This is a genomic window from Bacillus sp. IBL03825 (assembly GCF_024712505.1).
Classification (GTDB): Bacteria; Bacillota; Bacilli; order Bacillales; family Bacillaceae_G; genus Bacillus_A; species Bacillus_A wiedmannii.
In genome coordinates, this window is record NZ_JAMXKE010000002.1 from 74,428 (window position 1) to 98,051 (window position 23,624).

General features: G+C 30.3%; 16 protein-coding genes and 4 pseudogenes. 10 read left to right on the forward strand and 10 right to left on the reverse strand.

Features of this window, described 5'->3' with window-relative positions:
• The first annotated feature begins 344 nt into the window (after positions 1 to 344).
• Together NHG49_RS28075 and NHG49_RS28080 are read left to right on the forward strand one after the other, a co-directional pair.
• The gene (locus tag NHG49_RS28075) at positions 345 to 1,730 is read left to right on the forward strand and encodes a hypothetical protein (RefSeq protein ID WP_098867340.1); all 1,386 of its coding nucleotides are present in this window, start codon (positions 345 to 347) and stop codon (positions 1,728 to 1,730) included.
• A gap of 17 nt (positions 1,731 to 1,747) precedes the next feature.
• A complete protein-coding gene (locus tag NHG49_RS28080; protein WP_098867341.1) occupies positions 1,748 to 2,983 on the forward strand; it encodes a hypothetical protein in 1,236 nt (411 codons plus the stop codon).
• 455 nt (positions 2,984 to 3,438) lie between these two features.
• On the opposite strand, the pseudogene NHG49_RS28085 reads toward NHG49_RS28080, so the two are convergent.
• The 4 genes and pseudogenes from NHG49_RS28085 to NHG49_RS28100 all read right to left on the reverse strand — a co-directional run.
• Positions 3,439 to 3,558: pseudogene (locus NHG49_RS28085) on the reverse strand (HU family DNA-binding protein); the annotation flags it as partial.
• 179 nt (positions 3,559 to 3,737) lie between these two features.
• On the reverse strand, positions 3,738 to 5,627 hold the full coding sequence (ltrA, locus tag NHG49_RS28090; RefSeq protein ID WP_258126064.1) for a group II intron reverse transcriptase/maturase: 1,890 nt from the start codon (positions 5,625 to 5,627) through the stop codon (positions 3,738 to 3,740).
• 804 nt (positions 5,628 to 6,431) lie between these two features.
• Positions 6,432 to 6,584: pseudogene (locus NHG49_RS28095) on the reverse strand (HU family DNA-binding protein); the annotation flags it as partial.
• Positions 6,585 to 6,722: 138 nt separating this feature from the next.
• Positions 6,723 to 7,088, reverse strand: a complete 366-nt coding sequence (locus NHG49_RS28100; protein WP_088321819.1) for a hypothetical protein — start codon at positions 7,086 to 7,088, stop codon at positions 6,723 to 6,725.
• A 702-nt stretch (positions 7,089 to 7,790) separates the two neighbouring features.
• On the opposite strand from NHG49_RS28100, the gene NHG49_RS28105 reads away from it, so the two are divergent.
• Genes NHG49_RS28105 through NHG49_RS28115 form a run of 3 tightly spaced genes read left to right on the forward strand, consistent with a single transcriptional unit; the run spans position 7,791 to position 10,262 of the window.
• Positions 7,791 to 9,065 (forward strand): hypothetical protein, encoded by a 1,275-nt coding sequence (locus NHG49_RS28105; protein WP_098867343.1) that lies wholly within the window; start codon positions 7,791 to 7,793, stop codon positions 9,063 to 9,065.
• Positions 9,034 to 9,618 carry a hypothetical protein gene (locus tag NHG49_RS28110; RefSeq protein WP_098867344.1) on the forward strand — a complete coding sequence of 195 codons (585 nt, stop codon included), beginning with the start codon at positions 9,034 to 9,036 and terminating at the stop codon, positions 9,616 to 9,618. The genes NHG49_RS28105 and NHG49_RS28110 overlap by 32 nt, the downstream gene beginning before the upstream one ends.
• Positions 9,615 to 10,262 (forward strand): hypothetical protein, encoded by a 648-nt coding sequence (locus NHG49_RS28115; protein WP_258126940.1) that lies wholly within the window; start codon positions 9,615 to 9,617, stop codon positions 10,260 to 10,262. Before NHG49_RS28110 ends, NHG49_RS28115 begins: the two co-directional genes overlap by 4 nt.
• Before the next feature lie 1,114 nt (positions 10,263 to 11,376).
• Here the strand turns inward: NHG49_RS28115 and NHG49_RS28120 are convergent.
• A complete protein-coding gene (locus NHG49_RS28120; RefSeq protein ID WP_098867346.1) occupies positions 11,377 to 12,039 on the reverse strand; it encodes a hypothetical protein in 663 nt (220 codons plus the stop codon).
• Between the two features lie 103 nt (positions 12,040 to 12,142).
• Positions 12,143 to 13,096, reverse strand: a complete 954-nt coding sequence (locus NHG49_RS28125; RefSeq protein ID WP_098867347.1) for a YncE family protein — start codon at positions 13,094 to 13,096, stop codon at positions 12,143 to 12,145.
• A gap of 449 nt (positions 13,097 to 13,545) precedes the next feature.
• On the opposite strand from NHG49_RS28125, the gene NHG49_RS28130 reads away from it, so the two are divergent.
• Positions 13,546 to 13,977, forward strand: coding sequence for a hypothetical protein (locus tag NHG49_RS28130; protein WP_098867348.1), 432 nt, complete (start codon positions 13,546 to 13,548; stop codon positions 13,975 to 13,977).
• Positions 13,978 to 14,056: 79 nt separating this feature from the next.
• Here NHG49_RS28130 and NHG49_RS28135 read toward each other — a convergent pair.
• A pseudogene (locus NHG49_RS28135) lies at positions 14,057 to 14,281 on the reverse strand (type II toxin-antitoxin system HicB family antitoxin); the annotation flags it as partial.
• 217 nt (positions 14,282 to 14,498) lie between these two features.
• Here NHG49_RS28135 and NHG49_RS28140 point away from each other — a divergent pair.
• On the forward strand, positions 14,499 to 15,059 hold the full coding sequence (locus tag NHG49_RS28140) for a hypothetical protein (protein ID WP_098867349.1): 561 nt from the start codon (positions 14,499 to 14,501) through the stop codon (positions 15,057 to 15,059).
• A 341-nt stretch (positions 15,060 to 15,400) separates the two neighbouring features.
• On the opposite strand, the gene NHG49_RS28145 is transcribed toward NHG49_RS28140, so the two are convergent.
• Complete coding sequence (locus NHG49_RS28145; RefSeq protein WP_258126941.1) at positions 15,401 to 16,819, reverse strand: right-handed parallel beta-helix repeat-containing protein; 1,419 nt, start codon at positions 16,817 to 16,819, stop codon at positions 15,401 to 15,403.
• 507 nt (positions 16,820 to 17,326) lie between these two features.
• On the opposite strand from NHG49_RS28145, the gene NHG49_RS28150 reads away from it, so the two are divergent.
• Both NHG49_RS28150 and NHG49_RS28155 read left to right on the forward strand, forming a co-directional pair.
• Entirely contained in the window at positions 17,327 to 18,400 is a 1,074-nt protein-coding gene (locus NHG49_RS28150) for a Rap family tetratricopeptide repeat protein (protein WP_098867351.1), read from the forward strand.
• On the forward strand, positions 18,397 to 18,522 hold the full coding sequence (locus NHG49_RS28155) for a hypothetical protein (RefSeq protein ID WP_000709205.1): 126 nt from the start codon (positions 18,397 to 18,399) through the stop codon (positions 18,520 to 18,522). Before NHG49_RS28150 ends, NHG49_RS28155 begins: the two co-directional genes overlap by 4 nt.
• A 140-nt stretch (positions 18,523 to 18,662) precedes the next feature.
• Here NHG49_RS28155 and NHG49_RS31760 read toward each other — a convergent pair.
• Positions 18,663 to 18,743, reverse strand: a pseudogene (locus NHG49_RS31760) (damage repair protein); the annotation flags it as partial.
• A 198-nt stretch (positions 18,744 to 18,941) separates the two neighbouring features.
• Entirely contained in the window at positions 18,942 to 20,648 is a 1,707-nt protein-coding gene (locus NHG49_RS28160; protein ID WP_258126942.1) for a hypothetical protein, read from the reverse strand.
• A gap of 364 nt (positions 20,649 to 21,012) precedes the next feature.
• On the opposite strand from NHG49_RS28160, the gene NHG49_RS28165 reads away from it, so the two are divergent.
• A complete protein-coding gene (locus tag NHG49_RS28165; protein ID WP_258126943.1) occupies positions 21,013 to 23,082 on the forward strand; it encodes an AAA family ATPase in 2,070 nt (689 codons plus the stop codon).
• Positions 23,083 to 23,624 lie beyond the last annotated feature (542 nt).

Below are 23,624 nucleotides of genomic sequence, written 5' to 3' on the forward strand. Positions count from 1 at the left end.
GACTCTTATTTTAATTACCCTAAAGTGCATTTTTATTATTGAAACCTTACAATGTATACCATAAAATGAAAGTATATTACAACTAAATATAGTATTTCATACACTTTATTGATAAAAAGCCTGTAAAAGGAAGCAGACCTTTTTAAGTCATCAAAACATGAATATTATATTATTTACAATAAAATCCTTTTTGAAGGGTGAAAAATACAATTAGTTAGTAAGTAATATAGTTAAAAGGATATAATAGATTTATTTTTAATTAAAAGAGAAATTGTATTTTAAAAAAATATTTTAAAGTTGGTACAAAAGTCTTAGTTAAAGTATTTTATAGGAGGTTATATTAATTGATATTAAATCAAGTGATTTTTGCTGGCGAGGTAATTATAACTATATTACATAAAGGATTAGATAATCAAATTAACCCGGATAGGAAGCTTTTTACTAAGGAAAAAATAGGACGATATAATCTGATTTTTAAAGAATCCATTGTCAGTGATGATTTTCTAAATAACTATAATGATGTTTTATTTATAGAAAAAGGACTTTTAAGTCCAAAACATGAGTTAAATCCTTATTCAGACCGTGCTTGTGCTTTTATGACAAGATATATTTCCAATATAAAACCTAATAAAATTATAGAAACATATGATGATAAATTTGATTTTAAAATTTCATTAAAAGATGTGCTTAGAATTAATACTTTTATAAAGAAATTTACGGGGCTTGATCTAAATTATAATCCTATTTTATATGGCGATACCATACTATATGAACATACGTATATTAAGATGAAAGGGAATGAGACTAATGGAATAAAAATAAGTGAAATAGAAAAAAACTCCACAGTAATTATAAAATTTAAAAATAAGAATGCGATAGTTTCAACTGAAGTGAAATTGTTGGATGCTAACAATACAGAATTAGAGGTTAATCCTAATGTAGATTGGAGCTCTTTGGATATTGAAGTTTATATAGATAATTGTTTAGTGTACTTTCAATACGATGTCGCATTTTTAAAAAGACTGCATTTAAATATTAGTCTTCTAGATAGACCTAAAAAAGTTAAATTAAATCAATTAGATGATTTTTTTGAATTAAAAAATACTACTGTTACAGAAGAGTCTACAATTGGGGCAGCAATAGATGAGTTGGAGGAGCTATTTTCTGAATCAAATTATCAAATGAGGAAAAAGCTTTTAGATGAACAAGAAAAAGAAAATATTACATTTATTAAACCAGGGGAGACTCAGAAATCCATTAAGATTATTTCAGAATATATTCAGCAACCTCAGGATGAAATATGGATTTTTGATCCGTATTTCACTGATAAGTCCAGATTTAATAAAAGTTTAGATTGGCTTAGAATTATTAATGAATGTACCTATTCGAATGCTGTAAATATTGTTTTTTTCTGCAAAAATACAGATAATGCTTATGACTCTAATACAATTAAAGGAGCAGTTGAAGAAGATACTGTATTGAAAGAGATAATGAATAATAATATGTTAAACATGAATTTTATTCAAATAAGTTCTCCGATACATGATAGATTTATACTAGGTAAGAAGGATGAAGATTATTCAGGTTTAACAATTGGGACCTCATTAAATTCAATTGATAATAATTTTTTCTGTATTAACATGTTAAATCATTCAGCAGCAAAAAAGGTTTTAACAGAACTGACCGATTATATAAATGAAGCAAATATTATAGGAAGCTGTAATGTTTAGTTAGAGTGGTGAATTATATGGATAATGTAAAAATTCAAGAACTTTCAAATGTTATTGTTAATAATTGGAGAAAACGGGATTCTGACGTTCAAGATAAACTTAACAGAATCTTTAATGGGAGAAAACCGAAAAGGGTATTGTGTGATTTAAATAAGTCTATAAGATTATCGACATTAAAAGATAAAGATAAAAATAAAGCTACATTAATAATTGTTCTCGCTTTACTTAGAAGAAATTTGGATTGTACAGAAGAAATAAATTTTTATCTTAAACAATATGGTATGATTAATCTTCTTTATGGAGGATTAATTCAATTTTTAAACGGTAAATCTGATTCATTTAAAATTGAAAGTGAATGGGACATAGAAGATACTGATAACAATTATGAATTTATATTTAGATCCCCTGGACCAAAACATTGGACTTTTAAAGAATTAATATCTGCAGCGTCAATATTACAGGAAAATAATTTAGATAAATTTGAAAATCTATTATTAAAAGACAAAACAAATTTATTGTTACTGAATTACACTAATAGTTTCTGTCGTTTTGAACCAACTGAAAGGTTGATCGTTACTTTATTAAAAGATGAAAATAGTGCCTTAAGACGTAGTATAGGACTATTTGTAATATTATCCCCAATTAAACGGATAAGTGATAACGAAAATAATTCTACAAGGGAACATCGTACCATTGTATCTAAGGAAATAGAATTTGTACATAAAATTTTAAGTGATTTAAAACCTTCTATCCAAGCAGAATTGTTAGTGAATTATTTTTTATATAATAAAAGAAATAAATATTACATATTTTTAGCGAAATTAATGGTTAATCCTTTATTAAAAGAGGATTTAATTAAAGAAATTTACTCCAAAAAAGTAAGAAACCTAGAAGATATATTCATCCTTCTATTTGTTATTAGAAATACTAGAGTTAGAAATTCTAATAATATAAAATTCAAAAGTTCTTTATATAAAGTAATTACAGATAAAATTCAATCGTTTATAGAAAAAGGTATTGGTATTTACTTCTGGGATGTTCAAACAGAAAACCAATTCAAAAATATATGTAGTTTGTTACCTAAAAAAGATAAGGTTAATATAAAACGTTTTATCCAAAAAGAAAATAGCAAACTCATGGTTTCGAGATTAGATGAGTTAATCCGACCAGGGATTTTTTTGGAAGATACTAGAAAATCGGAGATACTTAATGGAATGGATAAAGTTATTACAACAGAACTTAGTAAGTATTAAAATTTAATGTTATGAATTTTAATGTAAGGTGTTGCATATTTAATATTTTTAATGTCATTTTCTGAATAAATTTCATTAACACTTTAACTAATTTAACTAGAATTGAATATTAAGCTGCAAAAAAAAGAGCTTTTGCGCCCTCTTTTTTTGCTGATTAACAAAATTGATTCATTTCCATAAGGAGGGGAAAATATAGTCTTGATGGTGGTACCGAAGGAGATAATGGTTCCAACACTAAAAGAATTACACAAAAAGTACTATTGTTTGGCACTTTAGCCACAAATTATTGTTGAATTAAAAATAGTCATAAACGAAAGGATGCACTAAGCAATAGATTGGAATTAAAGTGATTTTTTCGTATTTATATATGTTTTATTGAATGATACTTTTTTATGAACAAAAAGGCTATTGAAAGAGTCCTGATATGAATATCAGGACTCTTTCAATGTATATAATTATTTCACTGTCTCTTTTAATTCTTTTCCAGCTTTAAAAGCAGGTGCTTTTGAAGCCGCGATTTGCATTTCTTCACCTGTTTGTGGGTTACGTCCTGTACGTGCAGATCTTTCACGTAATAGTGATAGGTAACGTTTTGTTTATGCAACTCCACGTTTTCCCCCACTTCACACCGTACGTGCGCCTTTCAGCGCATACGGCGTTCCATCGATGTAGATACAAATGTTTACCCTGTACATCGTCACCTTTGTACGGGCATTATAGATACTTCTCGTCGCACATTTTTTTACAACTATACCTATACAGTCATTGTTAATTCTTTTCTTAATTTGTTGACCTTTTTGCACTGGCTAGGATTTAGTTCCATAACTTGTACATTATTATGGACATATTTGTGGCATCGAAGACAAAGCGTTGTTAAGTTAGACACTTTGTTTACTAATTCTAAAGGTAATTTAGGTTTCTTGTGGTGGACTTCCACCGATTCAGGATAAACAAATGATTTACATACGGAGCATTTGGCTTTATCACGCTTTATGGCATACGGTCTGTTCATAAAGTACTCAAAGTTGTGCTTGTGATTGTTGTGGTTAGCATATAGGTTTAATTTTTCATAGTTAACCCATATGTCTTCGAGATGTAACTTTAGCCTTTTGTTATGAGCATCGTGCCAAAGGTCTCGTCCCGAAGGGGTGTAAGGTAGCCACGCTGGATTAAACAATCTAGCGTATTCAATCTTTGTGATTGCACATTTTGTTATACCCACGATAGTATCCTGATAAGTTTCAGCATACGTTTTGGAGTTGTACTTATCGTGCCTTACGGCCCTATTTGTAAGTTCACAACATTTGTAAATCTGTTTAGTATGGTTCTTACCATAGAGTTTTTTGAAACTCCCGTAAGTTGACTTAAACAGTATGTGGTCGATTTTGGAAAATGTCCGTTTGGACATAGCAATACTGTAATAGTTAGACAGTCCAATTATTTTAGAGTTGATTAGTTCAATCTTAGTGACTCTATGTTTGAGGTGTTTGGTCCTCCGTAATTGGGAAATATCTTTACTTATTTCGCTAACCTTGGGCAGTATTTTCTTCCAGTCAGGATAGACTTTTGCGACAATCTTACCATCCAAACGCTTCGGTTCGGCTTTGATTCGGAATCCAAGGAAGTGTAAAGGTTCCTCACGACAATCCGTGATGACCGTCTTTTCTTCCGATAGTTCAAGGGAGAGTTGGTGTTTCATATACTTTCGTAACTTCGTGAGAAGTTTTTCTGCACACTCTTTTGTCTCCGTTAGGATTATCCAATCATCCGCGTACCTTACAAGATTCGTCTTGTAGTGTTTGGCAACAGATTTCTTTCGAAGGAATTGGTAATTCTTTTCCTCAACCGTTTTACCATTTCGTGTAGCAGCATAAGTGGTCACTGCCGAATGCGATTCCCATAAATCACTGACCATCCAGTCGAAGTTATTTAGGTAAACATTTGCTAACAAAGGGCTGATAATACCACCCTGTGGTGTGCCTTTGTCTGAGCTGATTATGTTTCCATTGTCAAGGATTTTAGATTTTAACATTTTCTTGATGAGGAAGAGGAATTGCTTGTCTTTTATCCCCATTTCCCACAATATCGCGAGTAGCTTATTATGGTTGATGTTGTCAAAATAACCCTTGATATCACCTTCGATGGCTATATAGGCTTTCGAGTTGATATTCTGAACTATTCTAGCGATTGCGTGTTCTGAACTTCTGTATGGTCTGAAACCATAACTGTGAGGATAGAACTTAGCCTCGCAATAAGGCTCGATAGCCATTCTTGCTATCTCTTGAATAATTCTATCAACTATGACCGGAATCCCTAGTGGTCTGAGTTTTCCTGTATTTCCTTTAGGAATATAGGTTCTTCTTACCGTGCTTGGATTATAGTTGTCGATTTGAGATTGTATTAGGTTGATAAGTTGTTTTCTATCCATTTGGAGATAGTCATTGATGGTTGTCCCATCTATTCCTGCGGTTTGAGAGCCGCGATTGGATTTGATGTTATGTATGGCTTTATCGATAACTGGTTCGGATTTCATGAACTCGGTTAGATTGTAGATGGGTTTTCCTTCTAAAGCCACCTGATACATTTTATCTTGGAATCCTAATAAATCTCTTTCGCCTGCGATTGTACGACCTTTGAACCCCATATCATCACTCCTATTAATAGTAGTTACTGATAGGTTAGCTGTTTGACTCGGACTTGCCTCGTATTGTCGTACGTCGATTTTCGCTATATTCTAACACCGACTAGTCCCCTTTGCTCCGGTATGTTTATATCCTTCATATAGAATTACTTCTATATTACTAATGGCATACCATCAACACTACTATGGGACACTGACTGCTTTCATCACCTTCATTGGTAATAGCATACCTCCTGTGATTACTTGCTCTCGACTGTTCCGCACTATCTTTCCTTATAAACTAAACTTAGGCTCCCTCTTTACGCCGTTAGGTCTGATTTGAGTTTAATACCACGAATTGTTCTCAAATTCCAAATCCATTTAAGGATTTGGATGATGAAATTATTGAAGAGAATTTCATCACACCTACTCTGTATCCCCTTTGTGACAAGGGGAGGTGGAACTATCGACGCTTCACGCAAGGGTTCGTCTCCTAGCCATATTTAGTTGTGGAGTCCCGCATCATTGTTACGTCCTCAAGACCTGAGGTCTTCTTATAATAGAAGAGCCACACGCAACGTGGATTACGACTTTACCTAGCTCCGCACAATCTGGTGTGCTATCACCTCGTTGCACGTAGGAGTATCAGACTCTTATCCTGGTTGTGATATTGGATAAGGGGTGTATTTTCATTCACCCATAAGATTGGTGCAGTTAGGATTCAGGTTGAATCCCGCTTCATTTCCTAGTTTTCGGACTTGCGTCCTACCACCTGATTGTCATGAGTGACGTTTAGGCAGCACTAGTTATTGAGCAACAGCCCGCACCTTCAAATGTACCAAAACCAAGAATCTGTACTTTCTCTCCAGTTGCTAACGCATTTGTTATTGTATCTAATAATGCTTGTGTTGCTGCTGCAGCATCTTTTTGTGTAAGTTCAGCTTTTTCTGCTACTACTTTTGTTAATTCTGTTTTATTCATTTTCTGCACCTCTTAATATGTAATTAGGTGACTATTATAACGTGTGTGTATTCATGACGCAATTATACTGTACTTAGAAAAAGCCATAGCAAGAGCTAGAGGACAATGTTTGTGTAAAAGGCATAAGAAGGATATTAATTATCGCTTTAAACTCTGTTCATATTTCTTTACATCTTCCATGGTTTTAAATATTAACACATCAAAAATTCCTTTTTTATCCCCACATACGACAACAAAACCATCTGTTGCTTCCAGAACTCTACCGACGCCACCATCTGTAAGTGTAATACTGGTGATATGTTTTACGTTCAGTTTTTCTTCTTTTTGAATGTAAGTAGTTATGGGTGTTCCTACAGGAAATGCGTCTGTGATCTCTTTTGTTGTATATGTGCCATCATCTATTGATTGAGTTTTAGCTGTAATAGAATCAGTTTGAGTGGCACATCCTGTTGAACATATTAAAAGAATCCCAGTAATCATACTTACACAAGCTGTTTTTACCATTCACAAAATCCTCCTATAACTGTTCGTATTGTCAACTCATTTAGGGTAACAAATTATATATACGAAGTTTGTTGGATTATATGAGTCGTAATTGAACAAAGATACAGGTATTTTGGCAGAATGTGTTTCAAACAAAAGAAAAGACACCCAAAGGTGCCTTTCTGCGACTTGAACCAACGTAATATGGTATTGGATGCCAATCCAATTATTATTTTACCACATTAAGTAATTTTGGTTGTTGAGAAATATAATTCAAATCTATACGTTGTTTGCTTTTACTTCATTAGCTTTTTTGTTTTGGATTCTTCAATCCGTTCAGATTTAATTTTAATTTCAGGGGTTATTGCTATCCTGCTACCCTGGTGCACACAATAAAGGTATTTGTTGCACCAGAACCAATAAAAGTAATTAAATGAAAAAGGTTAAGGTGTAGTGTTTACCAATATATTTATCTATTAATATTTCATTTCTTAATTTGTACATAAAAAATCCTTCATATTGACAAAAAAGTCATAATGAAATTTCTCATAGGGGGGCTTCGATACCTCCTCAAGATCTTGCATAATCTCCTAATTTGCCCTTGTATTTTATTAGTTATATATATTTTAGATAATTAACGCAATTATTTTCCTGTATTTTACTCTAATAATAACTTAAAATATTTATTATAGGTAAAGTAAAATTAAGGAAAGAGGAGTATTAATGAAAGATAAGTTTTTATTTAATTATGATTTTAATTTATTAAGAAATTTTAATATTAGGCCATTAAATAAATTTTTAGAAACTCAGATAGATGATTATAAGTCCCTATTAAAAAAGCATAAAACAAATAATGGATACCATACTATTATAAGTGTACTCAACGAACAAATTTCTAACGGGTTTAATGATATGGAGATTGAATCTATACTCTTTAAGTCATTAGTTTATCCTAATAATGAAAAGCTATTCTACTTAGACTTAAATACTAACTTAGATGTAATTCTTGCTATGGAACTTTTACTTGAAAAATATCCAGAGATTATTAACCGTAAGCTTACAAAAATAATAAATAGTGAGGAGGATTTAATTAGTATACGCCAAGAAGAGGATAAGGTTATTTTTTTATTTAAAGAAGGAGTTGGGGAGCTAGGTAGTAAAAAGAAAGAAAAATGTAATTTCTATGTCCCTTGTATTCTAGACTTTAAACAAAAGCACATGCAGATTAGGTTTAATCAACAACTTTTAAGGAGTTGCAGAATTAAAGGAAAAGATCTTCTGAAAAAGATGGAAATATTTATACATAATCTCTTCAATACTTCAATAAAAGGTAATGAATTACGCTTAAAAACTATAAAAGGCAATGAAGCCAAGATACATAAAGGATTATACACATTATTTAAAAAAGAATCTTCCAGATCATTAGACTTAATAAGATGTAAAGTAAAAGAAAGGGAATCTACTTTAGAAAAAGAGTGGACCGAAGAGAGTTTAAGGACTGAAATTTCTAAGTATCTTCAGAAAGAATTGCGTGTTTTAGATCCAGGTCCCTATGTTAATCGGGTTTTATCAGTAAAATATCAGGATACAGCGAAGAACATGGAAGAAGTAGAATTTATAAACGATGGTGGTTATATATTTGGTTTCACTTTTGTAGATAGAAAGATAACAAAATCTGCAAATAAAAATGAAAAACGCAAACCAGTGTACTATTCTAAGATTTATTGGGATTTAAAAGACACAATCGAAGACTATGAAGAGGTAGTCGAGCTGGCTGTTTATTGGAAGTTTTGTAAAGATAAATTCAATAAAAAAATTACGAAATTGGAATCTCCAGAGAATCTATCTTTTGTAGAGGTATGTTTCAAAGAAACTTATAATGTTTTAGAAATTCATTATTATGTTAACTACAATAAAGAATATAACCTTATAAAATCTTTAGATGAAAGGATGTATAGAGAAAACTATGTTCTCAACAAAATTAAAGAAGTTATATGAGATAAATAAGATTATTTCAGAAGAGTATCCTTTTGAAGAATATTACCCATTACTTAGAAATTTTATTGCAAGGGAGATTAATTTAGGAGCAGAGTATTTAAGTCCGTATAGGTTTTCCCTATTTTATGGGAAATCACCTCAAATGGCTATTCGTCTATTTTTAGGCTTGTCTGACGAAAAAAGCATTTTGAGTCAATGTTTTAAATTTGAATGTGAAGAATGTGGTTCAATAAATATTATCGAGGATGAGGAAAATCTTATAGACTTTAAATGTTACGAATGTGGTTTTGAAGATTCTTTGGCAACTCCTAACTATTTAAGTGAAGTAAAGATATTATTTAAAATTAACTATGAGATTTTAGAGGAGTTTAGAGAAGATTTAAAGGAAAATCCCCTTTCTAATAAAGAGTCAATTTCAGCTGTTTTAGAAGAGGGGATGGACATTGAAATATCTTTTGAAACAGCTGAAAAAATGAATACTAAAAATGATTCTAGCATTAGTAAGACTTTTGAAGATAAAGTCCGTAACATTCTACTTGGAGATCTTATATGATAAAAAATAAAAAAGGAAATAAGATTTTTATAGCAATATTAATAGTTTTATTTTCAGCTATCTTTTGTAGTTTTTCACTTCTTCTATTATTTATTAATAAAGGGATAGTTCTTGATGAAAAACACATAAACCTTTTGGATATGTTCATCAAGTCTTCTTTTACCTTAATAGGAAGTACTTTATCTGGGGTCATGGCTCTATTCATTTTCTCATTACAGGAAAAAAGTAAGAGAAGGGAGAAAGAAGAGAAAGAAATAAAGTACTATGGATATATAAAAAGTGAATTTCAAACAAATTTTGAGATTTTAGAACGAATTCTTGAGACTATAAATGAGCTAGGAATACAAGGCCTTTCTAAAGGAGTTGTTGACGGAAAGGATGTAAAAGAAATGTTACTAGTTTCTCAAACTAGATTAAGTTTTACATTCTATACAGATTATCTTGATGAACTAGAACGGCATAAATATGAACATGCTATTAGAGCTTTCAAGCTTTCTTATGAGGTGTATAAATACTTAGATATTATTATTAACAAGATAGATAATCAACAAAATATAGAAGCCATCTTGAGAATAATAAAAAGAAATATACAAGAAATTAGAGATTTGAATAACATTATAAGGCAAAAAGAATTATCTTTGTAAATAAGGTAAGGGTACTTTGTTAGGATACAAAATTTTAACATTCAAAAAAAATTGCAATTAATCTCTAAAAAGGTGTGTAATTAGTACAAAAAAGAGTGGTTGTTTAAACTGAGCATAATGGTTTGAAATAATTTTAATCAGGGTAAGAGGGGATGTTTAGCACAATCTAATTTTTGTGTTTTTATATAAATAATGGAAGGGGATGCTTGTATATGGATTTTACAGTAATCATACGTTGGATGCGTCACTATGGTTCCGAATTGGATAAATGCATCCGACAGTATATCTTAAATGATATCATCATCCTCGGAAAATGTATTTGTATTATGAAGTAGGTTCATAAATAAACAACATGGAAGTGTGCTAAACAGGTTGTGAGTGTAATTATTCCCAAAAAATATTTCTTGTATTAATACACAGAAAATTAAAGTAGTTAAACACTTAAAAATAGTAGGTGATTAACTACTTTTTTCATTGGTCAACGGATTTACTGTCTAGATGCAGGGTACCGAAAAAAGGTGAAATAAACAAAAAATAATTCCAAAATCACCTTTTGTTGTGTATTTTAGAATTACTTGTTAAGTGAAAAAGTTGTTAAAAACTCGGGTCATTCTATTCTACAATCGGGCAATTTAATGGAATAAGAAGTTGTAAAAACCCAACTTTTTTATGTAAAGCATCAGTCGCACTTGAGCGTACGTATACATTGATTTATCAACGATGTATAAGATCCTGCATAAAAAATAAATGTGTAAAGTTGAAATCTCTTGGGCGCTAAGTGAAAGGAAACTGACACTTCCTTATAGACAATTTGATGTTGCCTATTATATAGAGCAAAAAGAAAAAAACTTAAAAAATTAAAAAGTAAGTAATACCAGAGTTTTTTTTTTTTTTTTGAGATTTCTAAAAATTAAAACCGTGAAAAATCTATTTCTACAATGAAAAAAATGACTTTTGTTAATATGTATGTCACTTAACCCATAAAAACAAGGAGGTAACTTTTTGTGTAAAGAGAACACTTCTCTCATTGCAGGAATTAAGCGTATAATTTTTTGATACGCTGACTGTTACCCCTTACTAATATTTTTTAGATACTTTGAGTGATTTCCTATTTTTATTTGTTGGTTTTATCTATTATCTCTTCGTTTAAGGACATAGCGGATTTGTGTAATACCAAAAGTTTTGCTATAGGATCACCTCTTCGAATTGTTTTCTTTGTTTTTGGTTCAAATGCAATTGGTAATCCTAAACCTCTGTTGAATGTCGATAAGCGTTTTGCAGGTAATAAGCCAGGATGTACAATAAAAGCTTCTTGATTTTCAAGGGGTTGAAACAACAACATATAATCATCTGGTATTTCAATTCCCCATCCTAATTTCCATTCAAACGAGCCTTCGCCGTTTGGAATGAACATACATTGCCAGACACCATCAACTTTTGCTTGATGAACACGAAACCATCCATCAGGTTTAACCCCAATGTACCCTTGATCCCTTTTTACCCAAAAATCAATATCCGTTAGGGAATGTAATTCTTCTAATTCGTACTGATTCTTGCATTGTACCTGCATTTCGGTTACAGGATGAATTTCAACATCAATTGAAGAAAAAACCGTCCATCCTATTTCTTTAGCCATTTTATAAGGCCAACAAGCACCTTTTACTCTTCTTTTTTTGTTCCATCGAAATGCTGCATCATCAAACTGCTCATTGCTGACTATTTCTTTCATGGGAAGCAATGCCCAATCAGTTAATTTAATAAACTTGACTTTTTCCATAAAGCATACCTCTAATCTACGGAGATTAATAAGGAAAAGAAAGGATTTTACCTTTCTTTTCCTTATATTAGTTTTTAAGTTAAATTTACTAGATAGTGATTTTTTATTGATACGAAGCAGGATCGTAAATGCTTACGCTACAAGGACCGAGCCCTGTTTTAATACCACCTATACGCTTCATATTGTTGAGATCTACCACACTCAATCCATTGCCATCTTCCATGTACTTAGCTAATGCGGAACGCTCAAATTGCGTCGAAAAAAGCACGCGGGTATCCGGATCAATCTTCATTCCACGCGGAGTGGGGCCTACATCAATCTGTTTGATCTCTTTTTGATCCTCGGAGTGCACTACACTAATCACGTTAGAACCTTCACAGCTTACATAAAGGTAGGGTTCTTTAGGGTCGGCGATTACAGCACGAGGACCATGCCCAACAGATATTTCGTTGATGACTTTCATGTCTGAAAGACTGATTGCCGAAATGGAATGACGATGTGTATTGGCAGTATAAACGTGCTTTCCATCGGGATGGGAGAAAGCGTGATACGGCGTCGCATCCTTTCCCAGAAGAATCCGATGCGTTTCACTCATTTCAACAGGATTATCATAATTTACTTCAACGATGGACAAGGAATCAGAACCCCAACTCGGAATGCTCACATATTTCCCATCCGGAGAAACCGACAAAGCGCGCGGATTTTCCCCAACCGGAATCCGGCTAATTTCCTCTCGTTTCATGATGTCCACAACGGAAACGTCCGAGGAACCGGAGTTAGAAACAAAAAGCAAGGAACCATCTGGAGTTAAGGCTACACCTCGAGGTGCAATACCAACGGAAATCTTTGAAACCTCACGATTGTTGAGTAGGTCAATGACAGAAACTGTAACCCCAGCACAATTAGAAACATAGCCGTAGTATCCTTTGTTATCAATTGCCATACCACCTCGAGGGTTGCTACCAGTTGGAATACGTTTAATTTCTTTTTGCTCTTCTAGGTCGACGACTGAGATATCACTTGAGTCAGTGTTCGTTATATAAGCAAATTTCTTCACGTACGATTCATCACCTTTCAATTTACGTAGTAGACTTTTCGTGATTGCGCAACACCTTAATCATAATTCGCAAAAAAAAGAATCTTTATACAAATTTTACATAAATTTTCTTTTGTTTAATATTACTTGACAGTTATTGTTTTTTACTTGGAATAATATAAAAATTCAGCTTAATTTTTATTGAAAAAATATATTTCCTTAGATGGTTCTTAAACCAAGATTGTGTAGCAAATGTCTGAGAAATAATAGATGAATCTAAACATGAAATGGTATTTGTAAATATAGGCTCTATAATAAGACTTTCTCTTTTAGTCATCGTTAAGTATTCATAACCTATGATGAAGACTAGACACTTTCTTGAGGATTATCTCATATATAACTCAATATTTAGTTTTATTGATTTTTTATGTTGTTTTCTTTTATTCTTGTATAGAAGGAGGCTATCATATATGAGAAAAATCCGTAAAGACATTCTAGCTATTACTCGATTAGTCATTGCTTTAGCAATTATTACAGTGATTACTGTAATGTGTAATACCATAGGAAATATGAAAATGTTAACAGAGATGCTTCAAGAAACAGCAAAATTAGGAATAAGCACAATTATAGGTTTGGTTGCAATTTCAATTGCTTGTATGTCTCTTCAAAATCATGAATCTAGAGCAGAAAATAAAAACGTTTATTTGAACTATTTGACACTGATGCTCGTTACGTTAATTTTTTTACTCACAACTTTTTTGTTCCCTTATTTGCCGATAAATTCTAATTTGTATATGTATTATGCAATTTTTATCATTTATTTTCTTTTGGGAATAATTTTGTTGGGTGGATCATTAATAGCTACTTTTGAAGTTATTAAGAAGGCTTTTGATGAAGAATGAGAAGCAAATAATCATTTTCTATAAATAATTTTTGATTTTTTATGGAGATAGAAAAAGAGATGAAGATAATTCATCTCCTTTATATGTACTTGTTTTTAGTAATACCAAAATGCTTCTTTAATGCATCTTGTAGCACTTGAGAGTAATTTACATTATTAGCTTTTCCTATCTTATCAATCAAATGAGGAATAGTTAATGTTTTCTTTACTGCTTTTGTTTCAATCTCACTACGGAATGTGGGCATCCGTACTTCTATTAAGCCAATAACTTGATTTACTTTAGTTGAGATAGAAGTTGGATTAGATTCGACTATTCCTTGGCAACACATGTAATGAATTTGATGATAAGAATTATTAAGTAGGATTCTAGGGTATGCTTTGTAAGATTTACTGTTTTGAAACATGCTTTAGTTCTTCAAGCGTAATGTTTATTTTAAAATTAAATATATAATTTTTACTTGTGGGCTCATTATTGAAAATGTATGTTTAATAAGGATATTAAATGGAAGGAAGTACTTTAAAGTGTTAGTAATTATCTTTATGCTTATTATAGTAATAATTGTAGTAATCACTTTTCTAAAATTTTTAACTGTTCTTATAGAAAAAAATAAAAAGTTTGCTATAAAAATAGAAAGATTGGGGTATATATTGTTTGCTGTTTCTTTAGGATGGTCAATAGTTTTTAATATGACGAACGACATGGGAAATGATACTGATATATACATTATTAATGAAAAGTTAGACCTTTTGTGGAGTTTTCATAAATCCGCTGCTGATTATAGCTTTGCTAATCATAGAGTTATTGAGGATACATATTTTAGCTTAGCGAAGAAATGGAGTCAAATTGAATCAGGTACGCAACATTTTAGAAAGCAAGAGGAGTTAGTAAAAGATATTAATAGTATTCTTTTTATACTATCAACCTTATTTATAGCATGTGGGCGGGGGAGTGGAAGTGAGGTTATAAAGGAATACAACAATGAAATAAAACAAAATAATAAATTAAGAATGAGACATATAAAAAAATCAAGAAATAAAAAGGTATATTTGCCTAAGAGAATTCTAAGGAAGAAATTAAAGTGAAATAATTAATTTAAGAGGGAAAATCCCCCCTCTTTTTATTTTGAATTGGGCGGAGTATGTAATTAAAAAAACGAACGCAACATGAGAAGTATAACTGCCCTTTCCCGATTAAAATGATGAGGTAAGGAAGGAGTAAGATAGACAGTTTATATTAAAAGAAATTAATCGCAGCTTATTAAATAATTATGGATACGCCTATGTAATTATTTAATAAATACAGAGTTTTTATGAATATGAGAAAGTTGTAGTTTCAATCGAAACTACAACTTTTCATTTTTCTTTCACTTTTATAGGTAGGGGGATAAAGTAGACTAAGATACAGCTGTTTTAGTAGATTTGTTTTATTCTAAAATATGTTTGAACGAAGGGGATAATTTGTAAAATACACTATGTTGTTCATTTCCATCTTGATTCATACCTGCTTGATAAGATGTAAATCCTTTATACGTTTTTCTTTTCCATTGCCATAAGCCATTACTTTGACCGAATTCACCATAGTAATGATTGTAATCAAGTTTGTTCCCAGTGTTTTTATTAAAATTATTGCTAATAAAAATACGGTTATTACTCGCATAGATTTGGTTATTGGTAATTACATTGTTCCGGGTATCGTAATTTAATTCGATTTGGCCACTCTCTTGATCTTTTGTATCATTTTTATAAATTACATTGTTCGTAATCGTGTTATTTTCCGCATATCCTTGCTGACTGTCATATCCACCAATTGCAATGCCACTCATGATATTATTGGATATTGTATTGTCCCTAACAGTAATACGGCTTGCGCTTTTTCCTGCATGTTCGCTAGCTACTTCAATCCCCAGGTCGTTTTCATAGCTTTGATTTTGCTCAATGATAATTTCCTTCCCGCCATCCACGTAAATACCATCAGCTGAATATTCATTATAACTAGTATTATTGATGGATGAATTGTGGTGGACAATGTTATTACGAACAACTCCATTTCGTGCCTGATCTAAAGAAGCTACTGGAGATGCGCCTTCATGTCCAATTAGAACAATTCCAATGTTGTTGTTATCATGTACTTTGTTATTGGTAACTTCAAAAGAATCCACATTCCCATTCACAGCAATAGCCTCACTCAATCCTAATTTCAAATTTGCTACTTCGTTATTATCGATGACAATATGATTTAAATTATTTTGAGCACTAGATGAAGTACCGTATACAGCAATACCATGTGCATTTCCATTCTTTACATTCGCTTCAATGTGATGGATATAATTATTTCTAATATCAATGTAACTTCCTGTTCCAGTGATATAAATTCCAATAGGGGTTTCGCTAACTTTCGTTGACTTTAAGTTACGAAATTCTAATTCCTTTACTTGAATATAATTTTTGTCTTCTATTGTAAATAATCCATCATCTTCTAATTTGACCTTAGAACCATCGAGAATGACTTTTTCATCCTGGTAATTTTGAAAAGTAATGGGTGCGCCTGAGGCACCAGAACGAGCGACACGAACCTTTTGGTTATAAACTCCGCCTCTTATGTATATTGTACTTCCTTCTTTAGCGACGTTAGCAGCTTTTTGAATGGTGGCGAAAGGTTGATCTAATGTGCCGGGATTGAGGTCATTTCCTGTTGGAGATACATAGTAATTTGTAACAAAAATTCCATTGCTATTGGATTGTGCAAAGGTAGAGGTAGGGAGTGTGAAAATTAACATACTGAAAGAAAGTATAAAGATAAAAAGCGATTTTTTTAATAAGGGAAATATTGTTTGATATTTCATCATGATCCTCCTTCTTTATTAAGCATTCCTTCTCAACTATATAGTTAAAACTGAAGATTTATATCTTGTATCAATAAAAAAACAGGAATGTATTGCGGGTTAAGGGACATCAACTCATATGGTCTACGTCTTCTATCTGAAACTAAATTTTTAATAATTCATGGTTTTTCGTATAAAATCAAATCATATATACGTGTACTTAAAGAAATATGGATATTAAAATCGGTAGACGAGGGAATGAGAGATACTGATACTAATTTTAAGGAGAGTTATTCAAAATATGTTTTCTATTCAATTAAAGTTTCCCTGTGTATCATGTTAACTGTTGTACTAATTTGATTGGTAAGATTAACAGATAATTATTTAAAGTGGGGGTGGTTCAATAAATCTGAAATTAACATTGTTTAATATGAGTGTTCGAAAAAAATTATCAAGTTTTAATATTCGGAAAATCATTTATATAAACAAGTATGTTATGGTAACCTTTAATAAAAGGGGGTAGCGTATATGAATGTTGAAATTATTTCTAAAGAAGAAATCACAAAATTATTAAACGACTGGTATCAAGCTATAATTTCACAAAGTGTATTACAGTCTAATAAAATAAAAGAAGAGATTGCAGATAAAATCAATAATATTAAGGAAGACCAAACAATATTAGTCTACTATGCTTTATTGAATGCACGGTATAATCTGCTAATTCGTGATATGGATAGTTCAAAAGATATTTTGGATAAAATTGAGCCATTACAAGAGCCTACAGAAACATTTTTAGAGTACTATCATCATTTATTTAAAGCAATTTATGCTACTAATACAGCAAACCATAGTGAAGCAAGAATACAATTTGAAGAAGCTGAAAAGTATTTAGAGTACATGCATGATGAAATCGAAAAAGCTGAATTTAATTATTGGCTTGCAGTTCATTACTATCACATATTGAAACCAATCCTAGCAGTTCAATTTGCTACGAAGGCAAATGAAGCATTTTCAATTAGTCCAGGGTATGAATTAAAAACTGCTGCTTGTTTGAATACTTTAGGGATGGCACACACTCGCTTAAGTGATTTCGAAAGTGCAGAAGAATATTTACTTTCAGCATTGGGTACTTTCCAAAAATCTCATGACGAAAGTCTTACTAAACGTGTAAAGCACAATTTAGGACTTTTATATGCAAGTCAAAACATGTCAGAGTTAGCAATTAAGCATTTAGAGGAATCACTAGAAAACAACGCTAAAACGATGTTTCTTTTAGCAAGAGAACATTTTAAGTTAGGTCATAATCATAATGCTAATGAATATATTGAGAATGGCTATAAGATTAGTGACTTATGTTATCGTCATCATTTTCAAATTTTAAAAGCAGTACATAACTATGCACCACAAGATGAATTAGAAAAGGTGGTCATGGAAGGTATTTCGTATTTTGAAAAAGAAGAATTATATGATTGGGTAAAAGAATATGCTTATCTTTTAGGTAATATATTCTATGGTTCAGAAAATCACGAAAAAGCCAGCAAGTATTTACACATCGCTTTAGATGCAGACAAAAAGAGTATAGAAAGAAGGGCGCTAAAATGAAAAAAGCAATCTTATTAATGATGATGTTATCCGCTGTTTTTACTTTTGGTCTTACTAATGTAAAAGACGTATCACAAAATGAAACTATTGAAGTGTTTATGGATCATGGAGAGCATATTTAATTATCTAAAAAAAGAGGGAGCTGCGAGCACCCTCTTTTTTAATTATGAACATATTAATTTAGAAATAACATAAGTAGCAGTAGGAATGAAAAATATAAGAGATAATGTTCCATAGTACCAAATACAGTCTGATTTACATTCTTCTTTACACCCAATGCTTTTAAGGATGGAGTTGCGGCTATAACGATTGAACCGCTTCTATTTACATCACCGACTACTGCTTGGCTAGACGTGTACTTATTATGATACGAAAAATGATAAAAGGAATGAGAGAACTCATTCCTTTTTTATAGATGGACGGGGATCATTTTAATATTCAATAATTAATTACATATTTTTGTTTGCATATAAAAAGCAGTTCTCTTATTTTAGGGAACTCTCTGAAAAACTTTTTTGAATTCCAGTTTAAATACATTACATTATTGATTCATTAAACTTTTTAGGGTGTCTTCAAACTTGTGAAGTGAGGTTATGATAACTCCTTTTTTATCAATAGGAGAATTAATAACGATATTATGTGTCTTAAATACAAGAATAGGTATAATAGCTTTAATTTCTTCATTAAAATATTTTTGAATTATATTGATATTATCTTTAATCTCTAACATTTCTGAGGATATTTCGTTTATATATTTTAAAGCCTTTTGAATATCCTTTCTATAGCCAAAAGGAGTGAATTTATATTGTAAATCTTTACATTCTATAATTAACAGAGTTTTATTTACTATAGCAATTACATCCATCTCACTGGTAAAACTAAATTTTCTTTGTTTTTCGTTATCATAAATCGTAAAGTCTTTTGCATTAGATTGATAATTGACAGTATAGTTCTTTATAATATCTTCTATGTTTAAAACAAGATCATTTTTTACTTTCTTTTGAATTGGTTTTGAATTATCTTTCTTACATTCTGGAATTAAATTATAGATTAGTTTGTGATATGTAATGTTAATGGCATTAAGCAGAAGGGGGATCGATACTAAGTATAAAATATGCCCTTTAATCTGAATTGGAACTAGTGGTTTCTCAAGTATCCTATACTCAAACTTATCAATTGATTCAAAATATAAATCTTTGTTTTTTATAGGTTGTAAAGTATAATAATCAATGGTTTTTATAGCTTCCTCTTTCTTACAATCTGTATGTTCTATCATTAAAGTAGTCAAGTAATCTTTGAAAAAAGGATAACATAGTTGTTTTTCATGTGTGGGTAATAAATTCTCCTCAAATGTAATGAATTTTTCCAGATTATCAAAGTTAAATCCAAGAGCTTTATGAAAATTTTTCTTTAATACATTAATGATGTCAGGAAAATCTTCATTCGGGGTGCTGATACGTTCGTCTACAAAGGTTTCTCCAAATTCATTTAATATATTAGCCCAATTTTTATCGTGAAAAATAAATTCACCATCTTTAACATTCATATTAATTTCTTCAAAAATCTTACTGGTTATTAATTCTCTTTTTGAAATTAAATCTACCAGTGTATAAATGTGTAGATATAAGTACTCAAAATCTTTTTCATTTATTGTATAGAGATGGGTATCGTATTCAGGGGTAGACATAGTTAATGCGATTAAGTATTGTAGTATGGCTTTATCTTTTCCTAAAATTCCATTTATGTCTTTGTTTACTTTGAATTTATTATTTTCTATGAAATTTAGGATGCTTGACTCTACAATATCTAAACCTTCTATTTTATATGTAGTTAAGCGTCCATGTAGAATGAGTTGAACTTGTTGATGGAGTTGAAGCATATAAGATGTCAAAGTGAAACCTTTTAGTAATATGTCGTTTTTATGAAATACTGCAATTTTACCTTCTAACATTTCTTTAATGGTTTTTATTATTTCATTAAAAAAGATGATAATATCTTTTTTTTGATTGATTATCTTTATATTAGATAAACCTTTTATTTCTAGTATTTCTTTAACGATGTTTAAAGACTTATTATAAATAATATCATCATTTATTGGAGAGAGAATTATTGCACCATGTTCTTTTGTAACGCTAATGTTTAATAATTGCTGACTGAATAAATTTATATAAACATCATTTAAATTACAACTATTAAACTTCTCAAATGTTTCTGCGAGCTCTAATAAAACATTTTTAGGTATGGACATTTTATAATACCTCCTGACATATTCATGTGATTTATTTGTTTGTTGGACATTTAGTTTTATAATATCATAGAAGGGCATTAGCATGATTAAAGTTATAACCATTTTGGAAAACAGTGTTAGTTTAGAATCGTTAATTTTAGTATAAAGAATTTGTAGTGAAATAATATTTTGAAAAGAAATTAATTTTTATGAGGTTTATAACCGATTTAATTTGTTGTTTAAAAATATATAATAAATTCACTATTTTTACATAGATTGTTGTCTATATCTATATTAGCGATTCTGGACAATATAATTTTTTGCGGATAAGTTGAAAGTGATAATAGTATTTATTGAAATTTAAGACATAGGAGATTTTAAAAATATGGGAAAATTACATTTGGAAGTAGTAGAAAAAGAATTATGGAGAGTTTCTATAACTGAAGCATTGAATGAGTGTATTAATAAAATTCAAATTCTTGCTAATTATTACAATTGGCTTTATGAAAACAAAGAAAAAATGTATGAGTTAGGTTCTAAACATGTGGAGGCTTATAACAGGTATACATATGATGATTTTTTTAGAAACATTGAATCTTCTAATAGAGAGTTACATAGGGCCTTAAAATCCGCTAATGCAGTATTTAATAGTTTAGAGGAAAGGAGTGAAATAACTAAGCAATATTTAACATATTTAGAAAAAGAATTGGTAAGTGTGAATTGGGGAAAATACAGTTATTTAGATCAATATAGTTTAAGTGAATTTAATAAGTTTAAGCAAAACATAGAAAAAGAAGAAATTTTACAGTCTAATGATTTTCATGTAATATCCTTTTTGCAATTCATAATAGGAAGTACCATGCAATATAAGGATGAGTTAGTTCATAAGGTATCTTCAATAAGTATTTTTAACAAAATCCAACGCTTTAAGGATAGTAATTTAGTTATTGTAGGACCAAATGGTTCAGGAAAAAGTACATTCGCAAGAAGTTTTAAAGGTAAATTAGGAGGGAATAACAATTATACAATTATTTCAGCACAACATTTATTAATATTTAATCCACCACGTAGTATAAATGTTTATGAAAAGAGTAGAGATGTAGTTAGTAATTTCCAAAGATATGAAAAGTTAGGTAGTGATGATAATTTAGTAGAATTATTTAAAAATGATTTTAGTAATTTAGTCTTAGCATTATTCGAAGAAAGGAATGAGCGTCAAAAATTTTATTACGAAAGTAAAGAAGAAAGAACAAAATCCATTTTAGATCGTACTATTGAAATCTGGGAATCTCTCATAACACATAGACAAATTGTTAATAATACAGAATATAGTCTTGAAGTTAAAACGCATGATGGGGAAACATATTTATTCAATCAGTTAAGTGATGGAGAAAAAGCAATTTTTTACTATATTGCACATGTTTTATTAGCCGAAGAATATAGTTATATATTAATTGATGAACCGGAAAATCATTTGCATTTATCTATTTGTATAAAACTATGGGATCTATTGGAGCAAGTTAGACCTGACTGTAAGTTTATCTATATAACACATAATCTGGATTTTGCGGTATCAAGAAATAATAAAAAGCTTTTATGGAACAAAAATTTTATACCGCCATTTGATTGGGAAGTAGAAGAGATTGAATCTGATGAAATGATTCCGGACATTATGTTATTAGAAATAATGGGGAGCAGAAGAGATATTATATTTTGTGAAGGGGATGACCGTAATAGTCTAGACTATAAGGTTTACTCCAGATTGTTTCCAAATTATAATGTAATCCCTGTTAACGGACATGATAACGTAATAAATTATTGTAAATCATTTAATAATAATAAAAAATTAGGAAGAATGACAGCCTATGGAATAATTGATGGTGATGTATGGACAGAAAAGGAAATTAAATCATTAGCTGAAAAGAACATTATTGTATTGCCATATAATGAAATTGAAAATGCTTTGTGTGAGTTAAATATACTTAAAGCATTTGTATTCCATACAGCAGGAACCGAAGAACGTATATTCAGGTTTAAAGATGAATTTATCAAGGAAATTCGAAAAGAACGGGATAAAATTGCTATTCGGTATGCTAATAATAGAATTAATAACTTTTTGAAACACAATTTATTTAAAGAAAATAAAAGTATTGAGGATTTAAAAAAAGAAGTGGAAGAAGTCATTTCTGCTAGTAAAATCGAAGCATTTTATCAGGAGATGCAGGATAGAATTCTTTCAGATTTAAATAGTGAGAACTATGAAAATTTACTTAAATATGTAGACGTTAAAAGATTATTAACTCGAGAATTAGCAAACAAACACATAGTCAATAATTTTGAAGAAAGGTTAATAACGTTATTAGACATTAATCCGCAATTTAAGAGTGTAATAGATGAAGAAGTAGTAAAAGTTTATTTTGAAGATTTGTGCAGAAAAGAAATAATTAGTCAATAATAAATATGAATAACAGTTGCTACGCTATATTTTTAATTATAAATGTTTCTGAAATTCATAAATTGAGTTCAATTAGTTAATTTGATCTGGGCTAACTGTTTAGACTCATAACTATGTTATATAAAAAAACTCGTTGCTATTAATAGATATGTTTTTTTCTGCATATGTTATGAGTTAATACCAAGATGAATCTAAAATATTAAAAGAGAGTCAGAAAAGGAGCACATTTAATCAATATTTAGGTAAGTTACATCTTAGTATAGAATAAATTGCAATTAATTATTTCTTAATAGTATAGGTATTTATTTAATATGATTACTTTAAATATGTAATATAATAAACAAAGGATATTTATTTGTTAGTTTCACAATGTAGATTATTAAGTAAACCTTTAAAATTAAAGATTATATTATGATAATCTATTAAAAAGGAAATATAATTGTATAAGATGAAAAAGAGAGAGATAGTAGAATTACAAACTTTTTGTAAAGCAGAGAATTTGTCTCTAAGAAATTTTATCTATAAGATTTAATTAATCGTGT